Below are 20914 nucleotides of genomic sequence, written 5' to 3'. Positions count from 1 at the left end.
CAGGTGTCGCTGGAAGGCACCAGGCGGGTGATACCGACCTGGACCGATCCGCTGGCGGCGAAGGCGAGCAGGCCGATCGGTGGCCCGCTCGGCAGGCACGCCGCGGTCGGCACGCACTGGTTCTTCAGCCCGCTGCGGGTGGCGTTGCTGCTGGCCGTGGTGGCGTTGATGTTCGGCTGGTTCGGCAAGGCCGCGTGCATCCAGCAGCTGGAGCGCGAGGACGGCACGCTCGGGCTGGACTGGCGGTCCGGCAGGCCCTACGTGGCGATGTGCTACTCCGACATCGTTCCGCTCTACGGGGCGGAGCGGCTCAACCGGGACGACTTCTTCGTCTACCGTGACGGCTGGCTGGAGCTGAGCACGCCGGGCGGCAGCCAGGCGAGCCTGACCCTGCTGGCCGACGGTGCGGACACGTACCGGATCGCGGGCACCGACGGTCCGGTGACCGCGCTGGATGCGGCGGGCGAGATGTTCCAGCTCCAGCCGGGCGAGCGCATCCAGGTGCTGCCGGACGACCAGCTGCGGTTGCCCGGCGGGCGCACGGTGAGCTTGAGCCCGGGCGACGAGTTGCGGTTCATGGAGTACCCGCCGTTGACCGGGTTGTTCCAGTGGGTCAACGCCCAGCTCACCGACCTGTGGCTGTCCGGAGCCGACGCCGGGTTCCTGCCCGGGGCCATCCCGGTCGCGGTGTACTTCAACATCAGCGCGCTGTTCCTGGCGTTCGCGTGGCTGACCACGGTGTGGGCGGTGGCGCAGACCGCGCGGAGGCGACCGTGGGACGCGGTGCTGGTGGCCATCTCGCCGCTGGTGCTCGTGCACGCGTACACGAGCTTCGACGCGCTGGCCACGGCGGCCACCGCGGCGGCGATCCTGGCCTGGTCGCGGCGGCGTCCGATGCTGGCCGGGGTGCTCATCGGCGTGGGCGGGGCGATCAAGCTGTACCCGCTGCTTGTGCTCGGGCCGCTGCTGGTGCTGTGCATCCGGACCGGGAAGCTTCGCACCTGGCGCGCGACCGGTCTGACCGCCGCGTTCACCGTGGTGCTGATCAACCTGCCGCTGGCGCTGCTCTACCCGCGCGGCTGGCGCGAGTTTCTGCGGCTCAACATCGAACGGGGCATGGACCCCGACTCGATCTACAACGTGATCAGCTCGCTGACCGGCTGGCCGGGGTTCGACGGGCAGCTGGCCGCCGGCGAGGTGCCGGTGAAGCTCAACGCCTTCACCGGGATCGTCTTCGTGCTCTGCTGCGCGGCGATCGCCTACGTGGCGTTGTCGGCACCGAAGCGGCCACGGCTGGCTCAGCTGTGCTTCTTGGTGGTGGCGGCGTTCCTGCTCACCACCAAGGTGTGGAGCCCGCAGTACTCGTTGTGGCTGGTGCCGCTGGCCGCGCTGGCCGTGCCGCACTGGCGGTTGCTGCTCGGGTGGATGGCGATCGACGCGGCGGTGTGGGTACCGCGCATGTTCTACTACCTCGGCACCGACAACAAGGGCCTGCCGCAGGAATGGTTCCTCGGCGCCGTGGTGGTGCGGGATCTGGCGGTGCTGGGGTTGTGTGCGGTGATCGTCTACCAGATCTACCACCCGCACCGGGATCTGGTTCGCCGCAACGGGGACGACGACCCGGCGGGTGGTGTGCTCGACGGGGCGCGGGACGTGCGCGTGCTGCCGGTGGGGAACTCGCGGGAGCGCCCGCGCGGCGGTCGGCGCCGTCAGCGCAGGGACTCGCGCAGGAACGCGATGTCGTCGGCCTGACCCTCGGCTGGCGTCTCGACCACGACCGGGGCGCCCGCCTCCTTCGCCACCCCGGCCAGCACCTCGGGGTCGATGGTTCCGTCGCCGCCGACCACGTTGGCATGCCGGTCGCGGCCGGAGCCGAACTCGTCGCGCGAGTTGTTCAGATGCACCAGGTCGATCCGGCCGGTGATGGATTTGACCTTGTCGACGGCGGTCTCCAGGTCCCAGCCCGCCGCGTACGCGTGGCAGGTGTCCAGGCAGAACCCGGCGCCGAACTCCCCGATCGCATCCCACAGCCTGGCCAGCATGTCGAAGTCCTTGGCCAGCGCGCCGTCGCCGCCCGCGGTGTTCTCCACCAGGATCGGCACCTCGAACGGCGCGTCGGCGGCCCGCTCGAACAGCTTGCGCCAGTTGTCGATGCCGACTTGCGGGTCGGTACCCCGTGGCACGTGCCCGCCGTGCACGACCAGCCCGAAAGCGCCGAGTTCCGCGGCCATCTTGGCGTCCTGCGCGACGAGCTTGCGTGACGGGATGCGGATGCGGTTGTTCGTCGAGGCGACATTCACCAGGTAGCGCGCGTGGATGACCACGTCGGCATCCGAGGCGCGCAGTTCGTCCGCCTGCGGGTGCGGCTTGGGGGCCGCCCAGCCCTGCGGGTCGGCGAGGAAGAACTGCACCACCTCGGCACCGCGCTCGCGGATGGCCTTCAACGGGTCGTCGTCCTTGGCGTGAGCACCGATGCGCATGTGTGCAGGCTAGCCCTCGCAGCTGACCGTCCGAGACCTGCATGCGAAGGACCGGGCACGACACGCTCGAGTGAATTCGGCAGGCACCGGCCGGTCCGCCCGCGGGGCGCAGGCCCGGCCGAATAGGACGACGCACGGTAAGTACGCGTGCGTACACCGTCAGTGAGGAAGGCATGGTGAGACGACTTTTCGGCACGGCGCTGGCGGTGCTGTCGGCTGTGGTCATGATCGGGGGCACCGCCCATGCCGAGGAGAAGCCGATGGCGTGGCACAGCAACACCGACGTGGTCCACGGCAGGTGCGCGGCCACCCTGTTGAACGGGCGCGGCGCGCCGCTGGTGGTCGACGCGGACGCGCTCCTGGTGGAGGGCGGCCTGCCCAGCGCCCGGCTGGGGTCGTCCACCGTGCGCGTGGGCGACACCCCGGCGCGGTATCTGCCGGTCGGTGACGCGGTCGAGCTGCTCCGGCTGAACGAAGGCCCCCTCGCCGCGCCGTCGGCGGCCCTTTGCGCAGCGGTCGACGACGTTGCCGCGGCGGTGAACGCGGTGGGCCGTTCCACCCGCGCGGCCGTGCCTGCCGGCTCTCGGCCATTCGCTGGGAACGTGTTGCTCGCGCCATGACCAGGCCGTAATGTCCGAATCACGTCACGACCAGCGAGTTGGATCGTTGGCACAGGTGTAACGGCAACGCACACGACCGGGACTTCCCTTGCGGGAGGACTCGACGGCGAGCAGGGGCGAGACGGATGCGGGTCTGGCGGAGAGCGGCAGCGCTCGGGGCGGCGACGGCCATCGCGACGGCCTCGGCGGCCTTCGGCATGCCTGCCGTCGCGGCAGCGGAGACGATCAGCACGCACTGCGGCGGATCGGTCACCGGCAAGCCCGGAGACACCGTCAAGGCGAGCACGTCGGTGCTCGGCCTCAACCTGGGCACCGTCGACCTGGGCGTCATCCAGGAAGGCACCACCGTGCTCAGCAAGACGGTCGGCCTGGTGCAGAAGTTGCTGTGCCGCGTGACGGTGACCGTGACCGGGGCCGCCGACGAGGTGGTCAAGGGTGTCGACAAGGCGACGCCGGAGCCGCTGAAGCGGGTCACCGAACCGGTGACCGGTGCGGTGACCGGGACGACCGAGACGTTGCGCACGGCGGCCGGCGCCCGGCAGGCGCCGTCGGCGGAGTCCCCGACCGTTCCGCAGCGCCCGGCCGAGAACCCGGCTGCGCCTCCGGCGAGCGGACCAGCCGCCACGTCCGGCGGAGGGAAGTCCGCACGTGCCGGAACCGTGCAGACGGTCCGGCCGTCCGAGCAGGCGACCCGGGGGACCGGTGGCGGTGTTCCGGGCAGCGCGCTGCCTTACACCAGCCCGCTGGGTTTCCACGGCGGCGATCCGTCGTCGTTCGCCGTCCCGGGGCTGCGCTACGGCAACGAGCCGGAATACGCACCGCAGTTCGGGCAGCTCGGTGATGACGGGCTGGGCGACCAGGGCGGCCCGGACATCCGCAACGCCGGGAGCGCCAGGGCGCTCGGAGCGGCCGAGGGTGAGGTCGGGCTGCCCGTCCTGCTGGCGGTGCTGGCGCTGGCCGGGGTGAGCGCCGGCCTGGTGCGGACCTGGGTCGTCCGGTCCGCTTCGGGGGCTGGATACTAACCAGCTGTCGCGTACCCTGTGGCAGGATTGTTCGTTACTACCGAGTAGCCTCGCTCTACTCAGGTTAGGAGACGTTGGTGGCTAGGTGGACTGCGCGCAGGACGGTGGCGGCGTTCGCCGTCGGCGGCGTGCTGGCGGGCAGCACGATTCTCCTCGGCATGGGTGACGCCGTCGCGGTCACGGCCGCCGACTCGTGCGGGGGCACGGTGACCGGCAAGATGGGCGAGACCGTCACCCTGAAGTCCTCCGCGGTGCAACAGGCGGCGGTCGATGCCGTCAGCGGGGGTGTCCACTTGCCGCTGCTCGGCATCAAGAACAACAAGGCCAAGCTGCGCGAGCTGTTCGAGGCAGGTCGGTTCGAGCCGATCAGCCTGACCACCGTGCCGCACGCGCCTGCCGGTGTGTTCAGCGACGAGAAGATCGCCGAGGCCGTGGTGCGGACGATCGACGCCGACAAGAACGGCAAGAAGATCCTCGACGCGAAGAACAACCGGGCCGAGGTGCTGAAGGCGGTGGAGGCGCACTGCTCGGACCTGACCGTGCGGGCGTCCGACTACGTGCCGCCGAAGCAGGGCGGCAGCGGGGAGCAGTCGCAGGGCAAGGAGAACAGCAGCGGTGCGGCCCGGCCGGATTCGTCCGGAGCCGACAGCGGTTCGAGTTCCTCGTCCAGCGCGTCCGAAGGCGCCGGTGCGGAGCCGGACGGCGCGCTTCCGGCCACCGGAAGCGGCACCGCGCGCGCCCCGCAGCGTGATTACGGGCAGGTGCCCTACCAGCTGCCCGGTATCGGCTCGGACAAGGTGCCCGACGTTCCCGATGCCGCCCCGTATGGCTCCGCACCGGGGGCAGGCGACATCGGCATCCTGGGCGCCGACGGTGACGGGCCCGAGGTGAGCAACGCGGGCAACGCCGAGCAGATTCACGCGGCCGAGGGGCACGACCGGGCGCTCCAGCTGCCCATGCTGCTCGCCGTGGTCTCGCTGGCGTGCGTTGCGGCGGCGCTGGTCCGCACGTGGGTGCTGCGGCGCGTTTGAGTGACCGGGTGGGCCAGGTCTATGCCGTGCTCGGCTGGCTGCCTGGCCGCGCTGGTCCGACGCCGGCCTGACTGCGTGCGGGTGGCCGGTTCGGCGGGCTGCCAGGCCGGCATCCGGGTCCATTGCCGTGATCAGCCGGACTCGGTCGCCGAGGTACGGTTCCGCCGCTGATGCGCCGGGCGGGCGGGGTGTGTCCGTCGATTCCGGCGGGCGGGTGTGGATTGGTCGAGGCTTGGTGGTGGTTTCCGGGTGTTCCTGTCCGGGCGGCCTGCGGTGGTTGCCTGGGGAGGATTCCTGCCGCTGATGCGCCGGGCGGGCGGGGTGTGTCCGTCGAATCTGCCGGGCGGGTGTGGATTGGTGGAGGCCTGCGTTGCTTCCCGAGACCGCCCCGCCCGAACCGCCCGTGCGCCCGGCCGCCGGGGCCGGGCACGTGATCTTCGACCGCCGCGCAGGGGGATTTCCAGCGGCTTTGCGGAGGGCCGCGCTGAGCTTGTCGGCCCGGCCAGGTAGCCTGTGGTAGCTGACAACCCTCCTGCCACGGATGGTCCGTGGCCGCTCGAGACCACAGGAGGTGAGTGGTTGTGGCACGTCATTACGAGGTCATGATCATCCTCGATCCCAGATTGGACGAGCGCACCGTCGCGCCGACGCTGGACAACTTCCTCAAGGTCGTCCGGGACTCCGGCGGCGAGGTGGAGAACGTCGACGTCTGGGGTCGCCGTCGGCTGGCCTACGAGATCGCCAAGCACAGCGAGGGGATCTACGCGGTGCTGGAGCTCTTCTGCGAGCCGGAGGCGGTCAAGGAGCTGGACCGCCAGCTGTCGCTGCAGGAGAGCGTGCTGCGCACCAAGGTGCTGCGGCGCGACGAGAAGTTCATCGCAGCCGTCAGAGCAAAAGCAAAGGCGTGATGCCCCATGGCCGGTGACACCATCATCACCGTAGTCGGCAACCTGACCGCCGACCCGGAACTGCGGTTCACCCCGTCCGGTGCCGCGGTCGCCAACTTCACCGTCGCGTCGACGCCGCGCGTGTTCGACCGGCAGACCGGCGAGTGGAAGGACGGCGAAGCGCTCTTCCTGCGCTGCAACATCTGGCGTCAGGCGGCGGAGAACGTCGCGGAGTCGCTGACCCGTGGCACCCGCGTGCTGGTCCAGGGGAGGCTCAAGCAGCGCTCCTACGAGACCAAGGAAGGCGAGAAGCGCACGGTGTACGAGCTCGAGGTGGACGAGATCGGGCCGTCGCTGCGCTACGCCACCGCGAAGGTGAACAAGGTCAGTCGCGGCTCGGGTGGCGGCGGCTACGGCGGTGCACCGGCCGGTCCTCCCCCGGACGACCCGTGGGGTTCCGCGCCCCCGGCTGGAGGCGGCGGCTACTCCGACGAGCCCCCGTTCTAGCCAACCCCTCGTGACCGGTTGACTTCACACACATCAGGAGATTCATCGTGGCCAAGCCACCTGTTCGCAAACCGAAGAAGAAGGTCTGCGTGTTCTGCAAGGCGGAGAAGCAAGGCCGCCCGGAGCCGATCGACTACAAGGACACCGCCCTGCTGCGCAAGTTCATCTCGGACCGGGGCAAGATCCGCGCCCGCCGCGTCACCGGCAACTGCAGCCAGCACCAGCGTGACGTGGCCACCGCGGTGAAGAACTCCCGCGAGATGGCCCTGCTGCCCTACACCTCCACCGCCCGCTAAGAGGAGACGTCATGGCCAAGGTAATCCTGACCACCGACGTGGCGAACCTGGGCGGCCCCGGCGAGATCGTCGAGGTCAAGGACGGCTACGCCCGCAACTACCTGCTGCCGCGCGGGTACGCCATCCGTGCCACCAAGGGTGCGGAGAAGAACATCGCCACGATCCGCCGCTCGCAGGAGCTGCGCCGCATCCGCGACCTCGACCACGCCAAGGAGGTCAAGGAGACGCTGGAGAAGCTCGGCACCGTCACGCTGACCGCCAAGGCGGCCGAAGGGTCGAAGAAGCTGTTCGGCTCGGTGAAGGCTGCCGACGTCGCCGCCGCGATCAAGCAGGCGGGCGGTCCGGTGCTGGACAAGCGCACGATCGACCTCGGCGGCCACATCAAGACCGTCGGCAAGCACCCGGTGACCATCCGGCTGCACCCGGAGGTCACGGCGAACATCAAGGTCGAGGTGACCGGACAGGCGCAGTGACGCCCACGCTTCGGCTCACGATCGAAGGCTCTCTCCCTCGGGAGGGAGCCTTCGTCGTTTCGAGCCCGCGCCGAGGTCGAGGTTGCCACGACTTGCTTGCGGAGCGAAGTCAAGGCCATCGTGGAGCGGATCCGCCGGGCAGCAGGCCGGGACATCGATTTTGTTTCCCGCTCGGGCTGCTGAGCGTGCCAAGGCGTACGTGCACGATTACCGGTACGGCTTCGCGCTTGGGCTGCTGAGCGCACACACCAAGGCCTACCTGCGCGATCACCGGCGTGCCAAGAAGCCGAGGCCGGCTGAATTGCAGAAGAAGCCGTAGTGACACGGACTGCGAACGGTCAGGCCACGTCCAGTAGCCGCTCGCATTCGGCGATCAGCCGCTGCCGGAGCGGAGCGGCGCGTTCGGTGAAAGTCCGCTGGGCCTGGACGTACTCCCGCTTGCCCTCCGGGGTCTCGATGCGGACCGGTTCGAACCCGAGGTCGCTGAGGTCGTACGGTGACGCCCGCATGTCCAGCACGCGAATGTCCCAGGCCAGCTCGAAGCAGTCGGCGACCAGGTCCGACGAGACCATCGGGGACAGCCGGAAGGCGTGCTTGTACAGGTCCATGCCGGCGTGCAGGCAGCCGGGCTGCTCGAACTCGGCACGGTCGTCGCGGCCCGGGGAGAGGGTGTTCAACGGACGCGCGGCCGGGGTGAAGAAGCGGTAGGCGTCGAAGTGGGAGCAGGCGATGCGGTGCTGCTCGACGACCGCGTCGGTGCCTGCCGAGCCAAGCCGCAGCGGCCAGGCGGAGTGCCGGGTCTGGTCTTCGGACAGCCGGTAGACCATCGCCCACTCGTGCAGGCCGAAGCAGCCGAAGTTGCCAGGCCGCCGGGCCGTTGCGGTCAGCAGCCGGTGCAGCGACTCGACGAGCGGTCGTTGGGAGGTGACGTAGTCGCGCGAGATGGTGACCGTGTGCCTCGGAACCGAAGAGCCCGCCGCGACCGGCGCGTACCCCTTCAGCCCGGTGTATTCCTTGGCCTCGGCGAGCGCGACGCCGAACCCCGGGTGCCAGCGGCGCAGCTGTCCCGGCCGGTAGGAGTAGTAGGTGAAGAGGAAGTCGTAGACCGGGTGCTTCACGCCCGCCTTGCGCCTGGCCAGGTGGGGTTGCAGGTAGCGGTCGACGCGCGCGGCGTGGGCGGCGGCGCGTTCCCGCCACCGCTCGGCCGGCAGCACCGACAGGTCTGCGACAGTCGTCATCCCCACGAACGACCAGCGTAGAGACCCCTTGGCAGGCCGGACACAACGGGCGCTCGGACGAATCCGCCGCGCCCCAGGCCATGCCGTCGGCTTTGTTCGGGCTGGCTGGTCGCGACCTGGAAGGGGTTTGTTCGGGCTGACTGGTCGCGACCAGGTAGAGGCTCGTTCGCGCTGACTGGTCACGACCAAGAAGAAGCCCGCGGCCTCGAGGCCGCGGGCCGAATCATCCGGGAACGCGAACGACCCGGCGTGCCGCGCGCGGCACACCGTTCACACTTGGTCGCTCGCGCCAATCCTGGTGGTGACGATGTCGAGGTCCGTCATGTCGTTGTCGGTCCGACCGTCCGCGGAGCCGCCGGCTCCGTTACCCCCAGTGTCGTCGTCCTCGAACCCGACGATGAGAACGACGACCAGGACCCCGAGGGCGAGCAACAACATCACGACACCTGCGGTCATGGCGTCTCACCTTCTTCCCTCGGATCACCGGCTGTGCAGCCGATCACACTTTCGACGACCAAGACCGCGTACCCGTTGCAGTGGTTGGGGCCCTACCCGGCATCCGCCACCAGTAATCCACCGAACGGAGCATTGCCTCCACAGGTTATCCACAGGGTTGTCCCCAGCTGAGGGTAACTTTCCGCAACCCATGCGCAACCGTGGGTGCATGGCCGGACACGCCAAGAAGCCCGGGAGCGCCACGCACTCCCGGGCTTCGCCGCAGCCAGGTCCTGTCAGGTCCTGACAGGCCTCGTCACCGTCAGCCGAGCCGCTGCTTGAGCGCCTCCAGCTCGTCGCGCAGCGCCGACGGCAGCTTGTCACCGATCTTGGCGAACCACTCCTCGATGAGCGGGATCTCGGCCTTCCATTCCTCGGGGTCGACGCGCAGTGCCGCCTCGACGTCCTCGCGCGACACGTCCAGGCCGTCCAGGTCCAGGTCGTCCGCGCTGGGCACCCAGCCGATCGGGGTCTCGTGCGCCGCGGCCTTGCCTTCGATCCGCTCGATGGCCCACTTCAGCACGCGCGAGTTCTCGCCGAAGCCCGGCCACAGGAACCGGCCGTCCTCGCCCCGGCGGAACCAGTTCACGTAGAAGATGCGCGGCAGCTTGCCCGCGTCGGCCCGCTTGCCGGTGTCCAGCCAGTGCTGGAAGTAGTCACCGACGTGGTAGCCGAGGAACGGCAGCATGGCCATCGGGTCACGCCGCACTTCGCCGACCTTGCCCGCGGCCGCGGCGGTCTTCTCCGACGACAGCGTCGCACCCAGGAACGTGCCGTGCTGCCAGTCGCGCGCCTCGGCGACCAACGGAACCGTGGTCTTGCGGCGGCCGCCGAAGAAGATCGCCGAGATCGGCACCCCCTTCGGGTCGTCCCACTCGGGAGCCAGGATCGGGCACTGCGACATCGGCGTGCAGTACCGCGAGTTCGGGTGCGCGGCCGGCTCGTCGGAATCCGGCGTCCAGTCCTTGCCCTTCCACGACGTGGCGTGCGCGGGCGTGTTCTCCAGGCCTTCCCACCAGACGTCGCCGTCGTCGGTCAGCGCGACGTTGGTGAAGATCGAGTTGCCCTGGTCGATCGTCTCCATCGCGTGCGGGTTGGTCTTGCGGTTGGTGCCGGGCGCCACGCCGAAGAACCCGGCCTCCGGGTTGACCGCGTACAGCCTGCCGTCCTCACCGAACCGCATCCACGCGATGTCGTCGCCCAGGGTCTGCACCCGCCAGCCGGGGATGGTCGGCCGCAGCATGGCCAGGTTGGTCTTGCCGCACGCGCTCGGGAACGCGGCCGCGATGTAGTAGACCTTGTCCTCGGGGCTGATCAGCTTCAGGATCAGCATGTGCTCGGCGAGCCAGCCCTCGTCGCGCGCGATCACCGAGGCGATGCGCAGCGAGTAGCACTTCTTGCCGAGCAGCGCGTTGCCGCCGTAGCCGGAGCCGTAGCTCCAGATCGCCCGCTCCTCCGGGAAGTGCGAGATGTACTTGGTCTCGTTGCACGGCCACGGCACGTCCTTCTGGCCGGGCTCGAGCGGCGCGCCGACCGAGTGCAGTGCCGGCACGAACTCCCGCTCGGTGCCGTCGGGAGCGATGAACTTGTCCAGCGCCGCCTTGCCCATCCTGGTCATGATCCGCATCGAGGCCACCACGTACTCGGAGTCGGTGATCTCGATGCCCAGCTTCGGGTCGTCGGACCCCAGCGGCCCCATGCAGAACGGGATGACGTACATGGTGCGGCCGCGCATCGAGCCGCGGAACAGCTCGGTCAGCGTGGCCTTCATTTCGTCCGGGTGCATCCAGTTGTTGGTGGGGCCGGCGTCCTCCTCGCGCTGGGAGCAGATGAACGTCCGCTCCTCGACGCGAGCGACGTCGTTGGGGTCGGAGGCCGCCCAGTAGGAGTTGGGCTTGGACTTCAGCGGCACGAACGTCCCCGCCTCGACGAGCTTCTGGTTGATGCGTGCCGACTCCTCCTCGGAGCCGTCGACCCATACCACTCGGTCCGGCGTCGTCAGCTCGGCGACCTCCCGCACCCAGGCAAGCACCTTGCTGTGCGTTGTCGGCGCGGCGTCCAGTCCAGGGATGGCTACTGCGGTCATCTCTTCGTATCTCCTGACTCCAACCGGGCGGTCCGCGCGCGGAACAAGCACGGACCCCCCCCTCGGCGGGCTCGCGGTTTGCCGGTGACCGAAAAACTCAATGCCGCTGACGGCGACGCTGCCGCCAGCGGCTGCGGTGTGGGGTTGCCTCGAGAGTAACCGCGACGCGCGCGCAGGCGAGCGGGCCGACCTGTCGGATCTCTCACAAGAACGATCAGGGAATCGATTCAGTTGGGTCGAAATCCCCTCTTCGGTGGAGGATTTTCGGTGCTGCGCAGGGCCTGTCGTACCCGGCGGAAGCCTCTTGCGATCGATCGCTCGGCCGGTGCGCCCGGCGGGAGAACGTAACGAGGCCCGACACCTCCCCCAACCGTGCCGGGCCTCGTGCTCACCAGGAGCGTCAGTTCATGTTCACCCACAGGCCGGTGTTCGCGTCGATCTTGACCACGCCTTCGGTGAAGCCGCTGGGCCCGCCCGTGTCGGCCGGTGCCCCGCCCGGCGTGCCGTCCACGCCGTCGACCTTCGTCCACTGGCCGCCGCCCTGGTGCTCCAGCGCCTGCGTGCTGCCGTCCTGGCCGACGATCACCACGTAGTCGGCTTCGCCGTCGTTGTCCACGTCGGTGAAGTAGTAGGTGTTGCCCGCCTGGTCCTCGCTCACCGCGGTGTCGTTGACGCCGTCGGAGTTGGTGTCGATCGTCGGCGTGCCGACCTCGACTTCTTGCCCGTCGGGCAGCTCGGCCTTCAAGACGCCGCCGCCCACCGTCGACGTCTCGTCGGCGGGCTCCGGGGCGGGCGCGGGCTCGGCACCGTCCGTCGGCTCCGGTGCGGGTCCTGGCAAGCTGGGGTCGACCGCCACCCATTCGCCGGTGGTCTCGTCGAACCGGGCCTCGGCCACCAGCTCACCCGTCGCGCTGACCTCGGCGTACTCGTCCGCCACCCGGTCGCCGTCGGTGTCGACGTAGACGCTCTTGGAACCGTCCGCGTTGTTGACGACCGCAGCGTCCGGGGTCCCGTCATGGTCGAGGTCGATGTTCATCTCGGTGGCGTACTCGGTGCCGTCGACGGTGACCGTCATCTCCTCGTTGCTGGTCACGGTCGGTTCGGTACCGCCAGTCTCATCGACGTACATAGCCCTCAATCCCCTTAGTGCCGGCGCATCCGTCCGCTCGGTGTCAACACCAGATCTGACTCACCGTAGGCCGGTTCGGTTCCCCATCACAACTTGCTCGCCCTGCTTCCCCCCAGCCGGGCACGGACTTTCTCCAGCATCGCCGCCGCCTGAGCCCGTCCGTCACCGGCCAGCGTCAGCTTCTTGCCGACGGCGCCGAGCTTCTTGGACTTCTCCACCGCAGTCATCTTCAGCGCCTCGTCGACCTTGGCCAGCTCGGCCTCGATCGCCTCCACCCGTTTGCTCAGCGCCTCGTCCAGCGCCATGTGCAGCTGGTGTTCCGCCTCGATGATCTGTTCCTGCACCAGCTGATCCATCGTGGAGCGGGCGTCGGCGATGGCGTCGGCCAGCCACGTCTTGACGTGCTGTTTGTTCGCCGCGTGTCTGCGGGTCCGGCCGATCCACCAGCCGGCCCCGAGGCCGATCGCCAGCACCGGCGCGGCCACCAGGCCCGCCGTGGCGAGGGTGACCGCGCCACCCGTGGCCAGGCTCAGCCCCATGCTGCTGGCGCCGATCCCCATGTAGGCGCCCATGCCGATCATCAGCTTGTCCTCGGCCGTGGACGGTTTGCGGTCCGGGGGCCGGATGACCACGTGCGGGCGGCCGGTGCGAGCCACCTGAGCCCGGAACTGCTGCAGCTCCTCCGGTGTGAACAGTTCGGCGAGCACGTTGCCCGCCACCTCGTTCAGCCGCTGCGACAGCAGCGCGGTCAGCCGGGCCGAGACCACCTGCAGCGCCGAGTCGACCTCGGCGGGCAGCTGCTCGAGGCGGTCCGCGTCGGCCCCGTCGATCTGATGCCGGAACCAGGCCTGCACGTCCCGCATCTGCCGGGCGACCTCGTGGTTGAGGTCGACCCGGGCGTGCTGCACCTCGCTGCGCAGCTTCAGCACCCAGCCGCGGGTGGAGGACTTGCGTTCCGCGTTCAGCTCGTCCCGCCTGGCGCGCAGCGCATCGGCTTCGGACTCGCCGGAGGTGAGCGTGCGCCGCTCGGCCTGCAGCTTCGCTTCCTGCTCGTCGAACGCCGTGATCAGCGTGCGCATGGTGTTGGCGCCGGTGAGCAGTTCCGCCTTGCCGATCAGCTGCTCCTGCAGCACTTCCTGCAACGCGATGATCCCGGACTTCTCCCGCAGCATGGCCGCCGCCTGCTCGTTGGGCGCCTTGCCCGCCATCTCGAACAGGCGCGCCGAGACGGGGTGGAACTCCGCGTCGGCGAACCGGGGCGCGTGCTGCCGCAACAGCTCGCGATTGGCGTCCCTGATCTGCTCCCAGCCGCGGAAGGCGTCCACCTTGGACAGCGCGAACAGCACCGTCTCCACGCTGTCACTCATCTTTGTCAGGAAGTGCAGCTCGCTGGAGGTCAGCGGCGCCGAGGCGTCGACGACGAACAGCAGCGCGGTGGCCGACGACGCCGCCTCCAGGGCGAGCTCACCATGCTGGGAATCCAGGCCGCCGACCCCCGGGGTGTCCACCACGCAGATGCGCTGCAACAACGGGCACGGGCCGGCGACCTCCACGTAGCGCGGTGGGGTCTGGCTCGCCGGGAGCTCGTGGGCGGCCGAGGTCCACATGGGCAGCTCGGCAAGCTCGAACGGCACCGGCTGCCGTCCCGGGTAGCACGCCTGCGCCCGCCAGTCGTCGGCGTGGTCGAAGATCAGATAGGTCGCGGTCGCCACGTCGGCGTCCACCGGAGACAGGCCCGGCATGGCGAGCAGCGCGTTGATCAGGGAGCTCTTGCCCCGCTTGGTCTCCCCGACGACCACGACGGACGGCTTGGTCTCCTGCTTGCTCCGCACGCCGGCGACCCAGGTGGCGGCTTCCGGGTCGATCTCCCTGAGCTTGCCCAGCAGCGTGTCGGTGGTCTTGCGCAGCGCGTCCGGAAGCGCGTCCTTGACCTTGGCGGCCAGGAAATCCGGGATCGTCATCCGGTCTCTCCCGCTTTCACCGAGTACACCGTGACGATCGGGGCGCGCAGCACCTTGTCGCCGTCGCGGAAGCCGACCAGCTCGGTCTCGGCGATGGTGCCGTCCAGGTCCGGATCAGTGGTCGGGACCGTGCCGCCCGCTTCGTGCACGGCGGGATCGAACTTCTCGCCGTCCGGCCGCAGCGCGGTCACCCCGACGCCGGCCAGGCCCTCCTCCAGCCGTTCCACCACACCGCCGCTGCGCGCCCGGTCCAGCGCGTACAGGCACAGCCTGATGAGCTCGGCTCGCTCCGCTCGGAGGCGGTCGATCTCCGCGTTCTGCGCGGTGTCGGCGGCCGGAGTGCCTTGCTCCGCCGGCGCGGCGTGGGTGGCGTGTTCCGGCGATGCCGCGTGGCCTGCGTGTTCCGCCGGTGCGGCGTGGCTGGCGTGTTCCGCCGGTGCCACGTTCGCGGCGCTTTCGGCCGGTGCCGTCTCGGCCGCGTTCGGCACCGGTGTCACCTGGGTGGCATGCTCCGGCACCGCTTGCCCGGCAGGCGCGTCTGAGGCCGCTTGCGCAGCCGCATCGGCGTTGCTGATCACCTGCGCGGCGATCTGCCCGGTCGGGCTGTCGTCTCCGGCTACGTCGTCGTGTTCGACGGTGTCGCGCTTCCTACCGAACCAGGCCATGGCCCCCTCCTCACTTGCCTTCGCGCAGCTGCTGCCAAATCAGGAAGTACGCGCGATGCACCACGTGCGCTACTCGGCTCTGCGCGGGCGTGGCGCCGAACGAGGCGAACGACCGCCACCAGCCCGCCCGTTCCAGGGCACGCTCGGCCAGCGCGGCCCGGTCCGCGTCCGGCATGCCCAGCTGCTGGCGTACGTCCGCGTTGCTGCCGACGCGCAGCACCTCCTCGGTGAGATCGGGCGGCAGGTCCACGGCGCCGCTGGTGATGAGCGTCAGCGCCTCGAGCAGGCGGAGCTGGTGGGCTTCCGGTTTGGCCAGCAGCACCTCGATCGCGTCCCGCACCTTCGCTCGCTCGGTCGGGTCCTCCGCGGCATGCGCGAGCGCGGTGATCGACGCCAGCGCGGCGGCCGCCTTGATGCCGTCGGCGCGCGCGGCGAACACGGTGTTCAGCCGGGCCCGGACCGCGTCCAGCCCGGACGCGTCCAGGATCGTGCGCCGCAGTCCACCTGCGGTGATCGACGGATTCGCCCGGATGGCCCGGACACTGGCCCGGATCCCGTACAGGTCCAGCCGTTCCAGCAGCCGCGCGCGGGTGCTCGCCGAGACGTCGCACTCCCACGACGTGAACATGTCCGCCGACAGCAGCATCGTCTCGAGCACGTCGTCGGGCAGCTCGGCCAGCTCGCGCAGGGCGTCGGCGTCGGTGGAGGTGAACACGCCCGTTTCGGCCGATTCGGCGAGCAGTCCGATCACCGGCAGGACGTCGGCCACCCGGGGCTTGAGCGTGGCGGCCTGCCGCTCGGCCAGGATCGACGCCGCCTTCCACACGTCGCCGTCGGCTCCTGCGACGGACTCGGCCGCGATGGTGTCGGCCTTGTTCAACACCGCGATGGCGTTCACCGGCCCGGCCTCCCTGGATGCGGTCGCCGCGGTGAAGGCGGCCAAAGCCTGCTGGTCGTCGGCGCGCACGCTCTGGGTCACCACGTACAGCACCGCCTCGGCTCCCGCGACGGCGTGCCGGGACACGTCGTCCAGCTCGGTGACGGCGGGCTCGGCATCGTCCTCGTCGTCGCCGGGCCTGCGGTGCTTGCCCGTGGCTCCCAGCAGGTTCTCCGTCCTGCGCACCGACGCGGCATCGAGCGACCCCAGCCCCGGGGTGTCGATGACGGTCATGTCCTGGAGCACGGCGTTGGTCAAGTACGCCTCGATGTGCGAGACCTTCTCGACGTCGATGCCCAACGTGGACGGGATCATCCCGTCGGAGGAGAACGGCAGGACCTCCTTGCTGCCGTCCCGCATCACCACTTCGATGCGGTCCACCGTGCCGTACTGGAAGCGGGTGACCAGACGGGTGCACTCGCCTACGTCCGTCGGTGCCACCCGGCGCCCGATCAGCGCGTTGACCAGCGTCGACTTGCCCGACTTGATCCGGCCGGCCACGGCGACCTGCAGCGGAGCTCCCAGCCTGCGCAACACCTCGGTGAAGCCGGCGGCAGTGCGCGGCCCGACCTGCGGCTGCAGCCGCCTGCACAGGTTCGCCACCGACGTCGACAGCGGCCCTGCGAGGGTGCCCTGCTCCATCACGTGTGGTGTCCCCCATCCCGTTCGACCGTGGCTGGGCGCCTGCCAGACAGCAGCATGCCATGTGTCCCGGTAACTGATTAACGGGTCGGCCCGACAGCGGTAGGGGGGCGCGCCGCGCGCGAGTGGTGTTAAGTCTGCGTAAAGCGTCTGTGATACCTCTCACGAAGTGCGGCTGTACCGCCTCTGACCAGGTCAAATGGACTTACGGGCGTGACATGAGCCCGCTGGAGGTGTCCCGATTGCCGCCTGCTGAGACAGACAGCAAAGAATTTTCCGACCCACGACTGCACGTGGAGCCGACCGCGGCACTGCAATGGCTTCAGGCAGTCGAAGTACCGAGCAGTGCGGCCAGTGCTACGACCCCAGCGGGAATCCGCCGCGCCTTCTTGCACCGCGCCCCGCAGACCGAGGTGCTCGCGCTGTACCGGCAGGCGTGCCGGGCGGCCGGGGATGCCGCAAGCAGCGTGCCCGCGCCGTGGTGGCTGCGCGCGCTGCACCGCGGGGCGATCGATTCCCGGGTGACCGCGTTCCGCATCGAGGACCGGGTGGCGCAGCTGCTGCAGCCCCGCACCGGCTGGGAGTTCGTGCCGTGGGCGGCCGACGGGGAATCCGGGTACTGGGAGTTCGTGCCGTCCGAGCACGGCCCGTCCGGCTACCGGGTGCCCACCACGTTGCTGCTGACCGACCGGCACGACGGCTGGATCGACGTGCTGCCTGCGCACAGCGGCCCCACCCCGGAACCGATCGCCATCGAGGGCCTTGCCGGGCTGCGCGCCCAGCTGGGCAACATCGAAGCTTTGCGCTGAGCACCCCTCGGGTTGTCCTCGCACCGAGGGTCAGCGCACCGTCCTCCCAGGGGATCACCGCAGCAGCGTCCGGCGCGAGCCCCCCCCGGAAGGCGGATCCCCTTTCCCTCGCGTCCGCACCCGCCGTACGGTCGGGCCGGGCGGCATCGCCGTGCCAGCCGCCGACGGTGCCGGCAAGCCCTGGTCAGCGCCGCGGCGGGCGCGCTCAGTAGGGTCGATTCCCGTGCGTAGTGAGCAGCAACCCCGCATGCGCAGCGTGGTCAGCTATGTGCGGCGCGGCGGCCGGATGACGGTCGGCCAGCAACGGGCATGGGACGAACGGTGGCCGTTCTACGGCCGCTCGGTGCACGATCTGCCGGAGGGCCCGCTCGATTTCGCCGCCTGGTTCGGCCGCGAGGCCCCGGTGATGCTGGAGATCGGCTCCGGCATGGGGGAGACCACCGCGCAGCTGGCGCATGCCGCGCCGGAGCTGAACTACGTCGCCGTCGAGGTCTACGAGGCGGGCCTCGGTCAGCTGATGCTGCGCGCGGACCGGCTGGCGCTGACCAACCTCCGGTTGATCCACGGTGACGCGGTCGAACTGCTGAAGCACCACATCGCGCCCGGCTCGCTGCACGGCGTGCGCATCTTCTACCCGGACCCGTGGCCGAAGAAGCGGCACCACAAGCGGCGGCTGATCCAACCGCCGTTCGTGCGCCTGGTGGCCGAACGGCTCGTGCCGGGCGGCACGCTGCACCTGGCCACCGACTGGGAGAACTACGCGGAGCAGATGCTCGAGGTCTGCTCGAACGAGCCGCTGCTGCGCAACCGATATCCCGGCGAGGGGTGGGCGCCGCGGCCGGAGTGGCGGCCGGTGACCAAGTTCGAAGCCCGGGCGGAGCGGGAAGGCCGGGTGTCCCGCGACCTCATCTTCGAGCGGGTCGCCGAGGCGTCCGATGACGACGGGCCGGCCGGCGGGGAGCGGGCCGGAACCGAAGGGGGCGGCCTACCTGCCGGTGATGGCGGTGCCGCCGCCGACGTGCGCGCCGAGGCGTCGAACTGACGCCAGGCGGGTGCCCGCATCCTTCGTTCGTCCCCGGTGGATGCCCGGGCGATGCGGCGAACCGATCGACCACTGCCGCCGATCGGTCCCGGTGACGAGCGACGGCCCACACCTGGCGGGCTCGGGAATCCGGCTCGCTCGGCGGGCGGCCTAGGATCGCGGTCATGGTTGCTCGTCGTCTCACCGCGCCCGTGCTGCTGCCCTGTGACCCGGAGTGCAGCGTCGTGCGGGATGCCGCCGTCGACATCACCGCGGACGGCCGGATCGGCTACTGCGGCCCTGCTGCCGATGCGCCCGCGCTCGACCCCGGTGTGCCGGTCAGCAGGCTCAGCGGGATCCTGCTGCCCGGGCTGATCAACACGCATGCGCACAGCCCGATGACCGTGCTCCGCGGCATGGGCGGCGACCTGCCGCTGCTGCGCTGGCTGCACGAGGTGATCTTCCCGGCCGAAGCCAGGATGCGGCCGGAGGACGTGCGGGCAGGCATGGTGCTCGGCTCGGTGGAGATGCTCCGGTACGGCGTGACGACCAGCGCCGAGATGTACTTCCACGCCGAACAGATCGCCGAGGCCGTGCTGGCCACCGGAGCCCGCGTGGTGCTCGGGGTGTCGATCATCGACCTGCCGGGCCTACCGTGGCGGCCGGTGGTGGACGAGGTCGGCAAGTGGATCGACAGCGACGGGCTGCGGTTCGGCCCGCACGACCGCGTCGAGCTCAGCTACGGCGCCCACTCGGCCTACCTGCTGCCGGAGGAGGCGCTGCGGTTGGTCACCGAGTCGGCGCGGCAGCGCGACGCCCTGGTGCAGATCCACGTGGCCGAAGCCCGCAACGAGGACACCGAGCAGCGGGCCGAGCACGGCTCGGTGCCGCGCCTGCTGGACAAGCTGGGCATGCTCGACGGCCGGGTGCTGGCCGCGCACTGCGTCCATCTGGACGACGACGACATCGCGTTGTTCGCCGAGCGGGGGACCGGCGTGGCGCACTGCCCCGGGTCGAACGCCAAGCTCGCCTCCGGCATCGCCCGGCTGGCCGACCTGCGGAGAGCGGGCGTCCGGGTGGGGCTGGGCACCGACGGGCCGGCGTCCAACGACGACCTCGACCTGTGGCACGAGATGCAGCTGGCCGCGTTCCTGTCCCGGCTGGCCACCGAGGACTCCACCGCCCTGCCCGCGGATGCCGCGCTGCTGCTGGCCACCAGGGGCGGTGCCGCCGCGCTCGGCCGGGACGACATCGGCGCGATCGCAACCGGCCGGTGGGCCGACCTGGTGCACATCGACCCGGACGACCCGGCGTTCGCGGCAGGCATCGACGTGCCGGATGAGCAGCTGCTGGCCAACCTGGTCTGGGCGGCGGGCTCGCGGCGGGTCAGCGACGTCTGGGTGGCCGGTGAGCTGGTGGTCGCGGAAGGGGAGCCGACCCGCGTCGACCGTCAACAGGCGCAGGCCGACGTCGCAGCGGCCACGGCACGGGTCCGGGTCTGACCGGGCGCAACAGACTCCTACACGCATTCGACCGGTCCGCCGGATCACCGTGCGGACGGGAAATGTCCCTGCGGGTCGACTGTGTGCTCCTGCGCTCGTCACCGCTTCGTCGTGATCGTTCGCCGGTGCCCTTCGCGACGCACCATCGCACCCATGATCGATCCACATGCGAGACGGAAGTACGTGGCAGCAGGACTGATGGCGATCATGCTCGGCGGTGCGGGAGCGGGCGTCGCGTACGCCGCCGACTGCCCCGGCGCGTCGGCGGCCGGCCACCGGGTGGCGGTCTCCGTCCATGACGACGGACGTCATCCGGAGGTCCTGGACGGTCGTCACCCGGGATCGAGCCCGGACCGGCACCGCGATTCGGTGGACGGGCGGCACTTCGAGCCGGCCGAACGGACCAGGCACGCCCTCGCCGTCAGGGTGCCCGGCGACGCTCCCCTGCAATGGCGACTCCCGCGCTTCATCGACCTGACCTGGCTGGCGCAGGTGTTCGAGAACTTGCGCGCCACGGGCCACACCGCCGCCATGGCCGTCCGGATCCCCGCACCGGCCAGGTCGCTCCGATCGGACACCGCGGAGGAGCGCCAGGCACCGCCCAGCCAGGACCCCCGGCCGTCGGACGCGCCGCTGCCCGAGGAGCAGGCCGTCGTGGACCTGGTGAACAAGGAACGGGCAGCCGCGGGCTGCCAGCCGCTGACCGTCGACGACCGGCTCGCGCGCGCCGCCCGCAAGCACAGCGCGGACATGGTCGCACGCGGCTACTTCGACCACACCACCCCGGAGGGTGCCTCGTTCGTCGACCGGGCCAGGGCCGAGGAGTACCCCAACCCGGGCGCGGAGAACATCGCCAAGGACCACCGCAGCGCGCAGAGCGTGGTGCGCGGCTGGATGGCATCCGACAGGCACCGGGCGAACATCCTCAACTGCGATCTGCGCACCATCGGTGTGGGATTGAGCAAAGACGGCTGGGTGTGGACGCAGGTGTTCGGCTACTGACCTAGGATCGGCAGCGTGGAGATTCTGTTCACCTCGCTGCTGATCCTGGCCATCGTGGCCGTCACGTGGTTCGCCGGCTACGTCGTGTACCGGCTGTACCAGGACTGAAGC

At 70.2% G+C, this 20914-nt stretch carries 19 protein-coding genes and 1 pseudogene; 12 read left to right on the top strand and 8 right to left on the bottom strand.

Features of this window, described 5'->3' with window-relative positions:
* Positions 1-27 precede the first annotated feature (27 nt).
* A complete protein-coding gene (locus YWY_RS20760; protein WP_425426120.1) occupies positions 28-1752 on the top strand; it encodes a glycosyltransferase family 87 protein in 1725 nt (574 codons plus the stop codon).
* Here the strand turns inward: YWY_RS20760 and YWY_RS0107230 are convergent.
* Complete coding sequence (locus tag YWY_RS0107230) at positions 1710-2480, bottom strand: deoxyribonuclease IV (protein WP_028847060.1); 771 nt, start codon at positions 2478-2480, stop codon at positions 1710-1712. The two genes, YWY_RS20760 and YWY_RS0107230, sit on opposite strands and share 43 nt — an antisense overlap.
* 173 nt (positions 2481-2653) lie before the next feature.
* Here YWY_RS0107230 and YWY_RS0107225 point away from each other — a divergent pair, with 173 nt between their 5' ends.
* The 7 genes from YWY_RS0107225 (at position 2654) to rplI (ending at position 7316) form a co-directional block, all read left to right on the top strand.
* Entirely contained in the window at positions 2654-3100 is a 447-nt protein-coding gene (locus YWY_RS0107225) for a hypothetical protein (RefSeq protein WP_028847059.1), read from the top strand.
* Between the two features lie 125 nt (positions 3101-3225).
* Entirely contained in the window at positions 3226-4122 is an 897-nt protein-coding gene (locus YWY_RS0107220; protein ID WP_028847058.1) for a hypothetical protein, read from the top strand.
* A gap of 77 nt (positions 4123-4199) precedes the next feature.
* On the top strand, positions 4200-5153 hold the full coding sequence (locus YWY_RS0107215) for a hypothetical protein (RefSeq protein WP_156899134.1): 954 nt from the start codon (positions 4200-4202) through the stop codon (positions 5151-5153).
* 581 nt (positions 5154-5734) lie between these two features.
* Positions 5735-6061, top strand: a complete 327-nt coding sequence (gene rpsF / locus YWY_RS0107210; protein ID WP_084609082.1) for a 30S ribosomal protein S6 — start codon at positions 5735-5737, stop codon at positions 6059-6061.
* Positions 6062-6067: 6 nt separating this feature from the next.
* The gene (locus YWY_RS0107205) at positions 6068-6547 is read left to right on the top strand and encodes a single-stranded DNA-binding protein (protein WP_028847055.1); all 480 of its coding nucleotides are present in this window, start codon (positions 6068-6070) and stop codon (positions 6545-6547) included.
* Positions 6548-6594: 47 nt separating this feature from the next.
* Entirely contained in the window at positions 6595-6843 is a 249-nt protein-coding gene (gene rpsR / locus YWY_RS0107200; protein WP_028847054.1) for a 30S ribosomal protein S18, read from the top strand.
* Between the two features lie 11 nt (positions 6844-6854).
* Positions 6855-7316 (top strand): 50S ribosomal protein L9, encoded by a 462-nt coding sequence (rplI, locus tag YWY_RS0107195; protein WP_028847053.1) that lies wholly within the window; start codon positions 6855-6857, stop codon positions 7314-7316.
* A 338-nt stretch (positions 7317-7654) separates the two neighbouring features.
* Here the strand turns inward: rplI and YWY_RS0107185 are convergent, their stop codons facing one another.
* The 7 genes and pseudogenes from YWY_RS0107185 to YWY_RS0107155 all read right to left on the bottom strand — a co-directional run bounded on the left by YWY_RS0107185 (position 7655) and on the right by YWY_RS0107155 (position 16469).
* Entirely contained in the window at positions 7655-8554 is a 900-nt protein-coding gene (locus tag YWY_RS0107185; RefSeq protein WP_051309983.1) for a hypothetical protein, read from the bottom strand.
* A gap of 270 nt (positions 8555-8824) precedes the next feature.
* Positions 8825-9010: a hypothetical protein gene (locus YWY_RS0107180; RefSeq protein ID WP_028847051.1), complete on the bottom strand. Its 186-nt coding sequence runs from the start codon at positions 9008-9010 to the stop codon at positions 8825-8827.
* Between the two features lie 301 nt (positions 9011-9311).
* Positions 9312-11135: a phosphoenolpyruvate carboxykinase (GTP) gene (locus tag YWY_RS0107175; protein ID WP_028847050.1), complete on the bottom strand. Its 1824-nt coding sequence runs from the start codon at positions 11133-11135 to the stop codon at positions 9312-9314.
* Between the two features lie 400 nt (positions 11136-11535).
* Positions 11536-12228 (bottom strand): DUF6802 family protein, encoded by a 693-nt coding sequence (locus YWY_RS0107170; RefSeq protein WP_245566587.1) that lies wholly within the window; start codon positions 12226-12228, stop codon positions 11536-11538.
* 122 nt (positions 12229-12350) lie between these two features.
* Positions 12351-14225 (bottom strand): dynamin family protein, encoded by a 1875-nt coding sequence (locus tag YWY_RS0107165; RefSeq protein WP_051309981.1) that lies wholly within the window; start codon positions 14223-14225, stop codon positions 12351-12353.
* A pseudogene (locus YWY_RS24585) lies at positions 14222-14512 on the bottom strand (nucleotide exchange factor GrpE); the annotation flags it as partial. The pseudogene YWY_RS24585 and the gene YWY_RS0107165, both read right to left, overlap by 4 nt.
* Positions 14513-14900: 388 nt before the next feature.
* Entirely contained in the window at positions 14901-16469 is a 1569-nt protein-coding gene (locus YWY_RS0107155; protein WP_038044679.1) for a dynamin family protein, read from the bottom strand.
* 218 nt (positions 16470-16687) lie between these two features.
* Here YWY_RS0107155 and YWY_RS0107150 point away from each other — a divergent pair, with 218 nt between their 5' ends.
* The 4 genes from YWY_RS0107150 to YWY_RS24580 all read left to right on the top strand — a co-directional run bounded on the left by YWY_RS0107150 (position 16688) and on the right by YWY_RS24580 (position 20803).
* Positions 16688-17278: a hypothetical protein gene (locus YWY_RS0107150; RefSeq protein ID WP_286899980.1), complete on the top strand. Its 591-nt coding sequence runs from the start codon at positions 16688-16690 to the stop codon at positions 17276-17278.
* A 247-nt stretch (positions 17279-17525) separates the two neighbouring features.
* Positions 17526-18320: a tRNA (guanosine(46)-N7)-methyltransferase TrmB gene (gene trmB / locus YWY_RS20755; RefSeq protein WP_425426118.1), complete on the top strand. Its 795-nt coding sequence runs from the start codon at positions 17526-17528 to the stop codon at positions 18318-18320.
* 164 nt (positions 18321-18484) lie between these two features.
* Positions 18485-19801 (top strand): amidohydrolase family protein, encoded by a 1317-nt coding sequence (locus YWY_RS0107140; RefSeq protein ID WP_038044676.1) that lies wholly within the window; start codon positions 18485-18487, stop codon positions 19799-19801.
* Between the two features lie 153 nt (positions 19802-19954).
* Positions 19955-20803: a CAP domain-containing protein gene (locus tag YWY_RS24580; RefSeq protein ID WP_245566586.1), complete on the top strand. Its 849-nt coding sequence runs from the start codon at positions 19955-19957 to the stop codon at positions 20801-20803.
* The last annotated feature ends 111 nt before the right edge of the window (positions 20804-20914 follow it).

The sequence above is a fragment of the Thermocrispum agreste DSM 44070 genome (genome assembly GCF_000427905.1).
GTDB classification, from domain to species: domain Bacteria; phylum Actinomycetota; class Actinomycetes; order Mycobacteriales; family Pseudonocardiaceae; genus Thermocrispum; species Thermocrispum agreste.
Note: the sequence above shows the minus strand (reverse complement) of the source record. Positions and strands in the feature narration are given on the sequence as shown.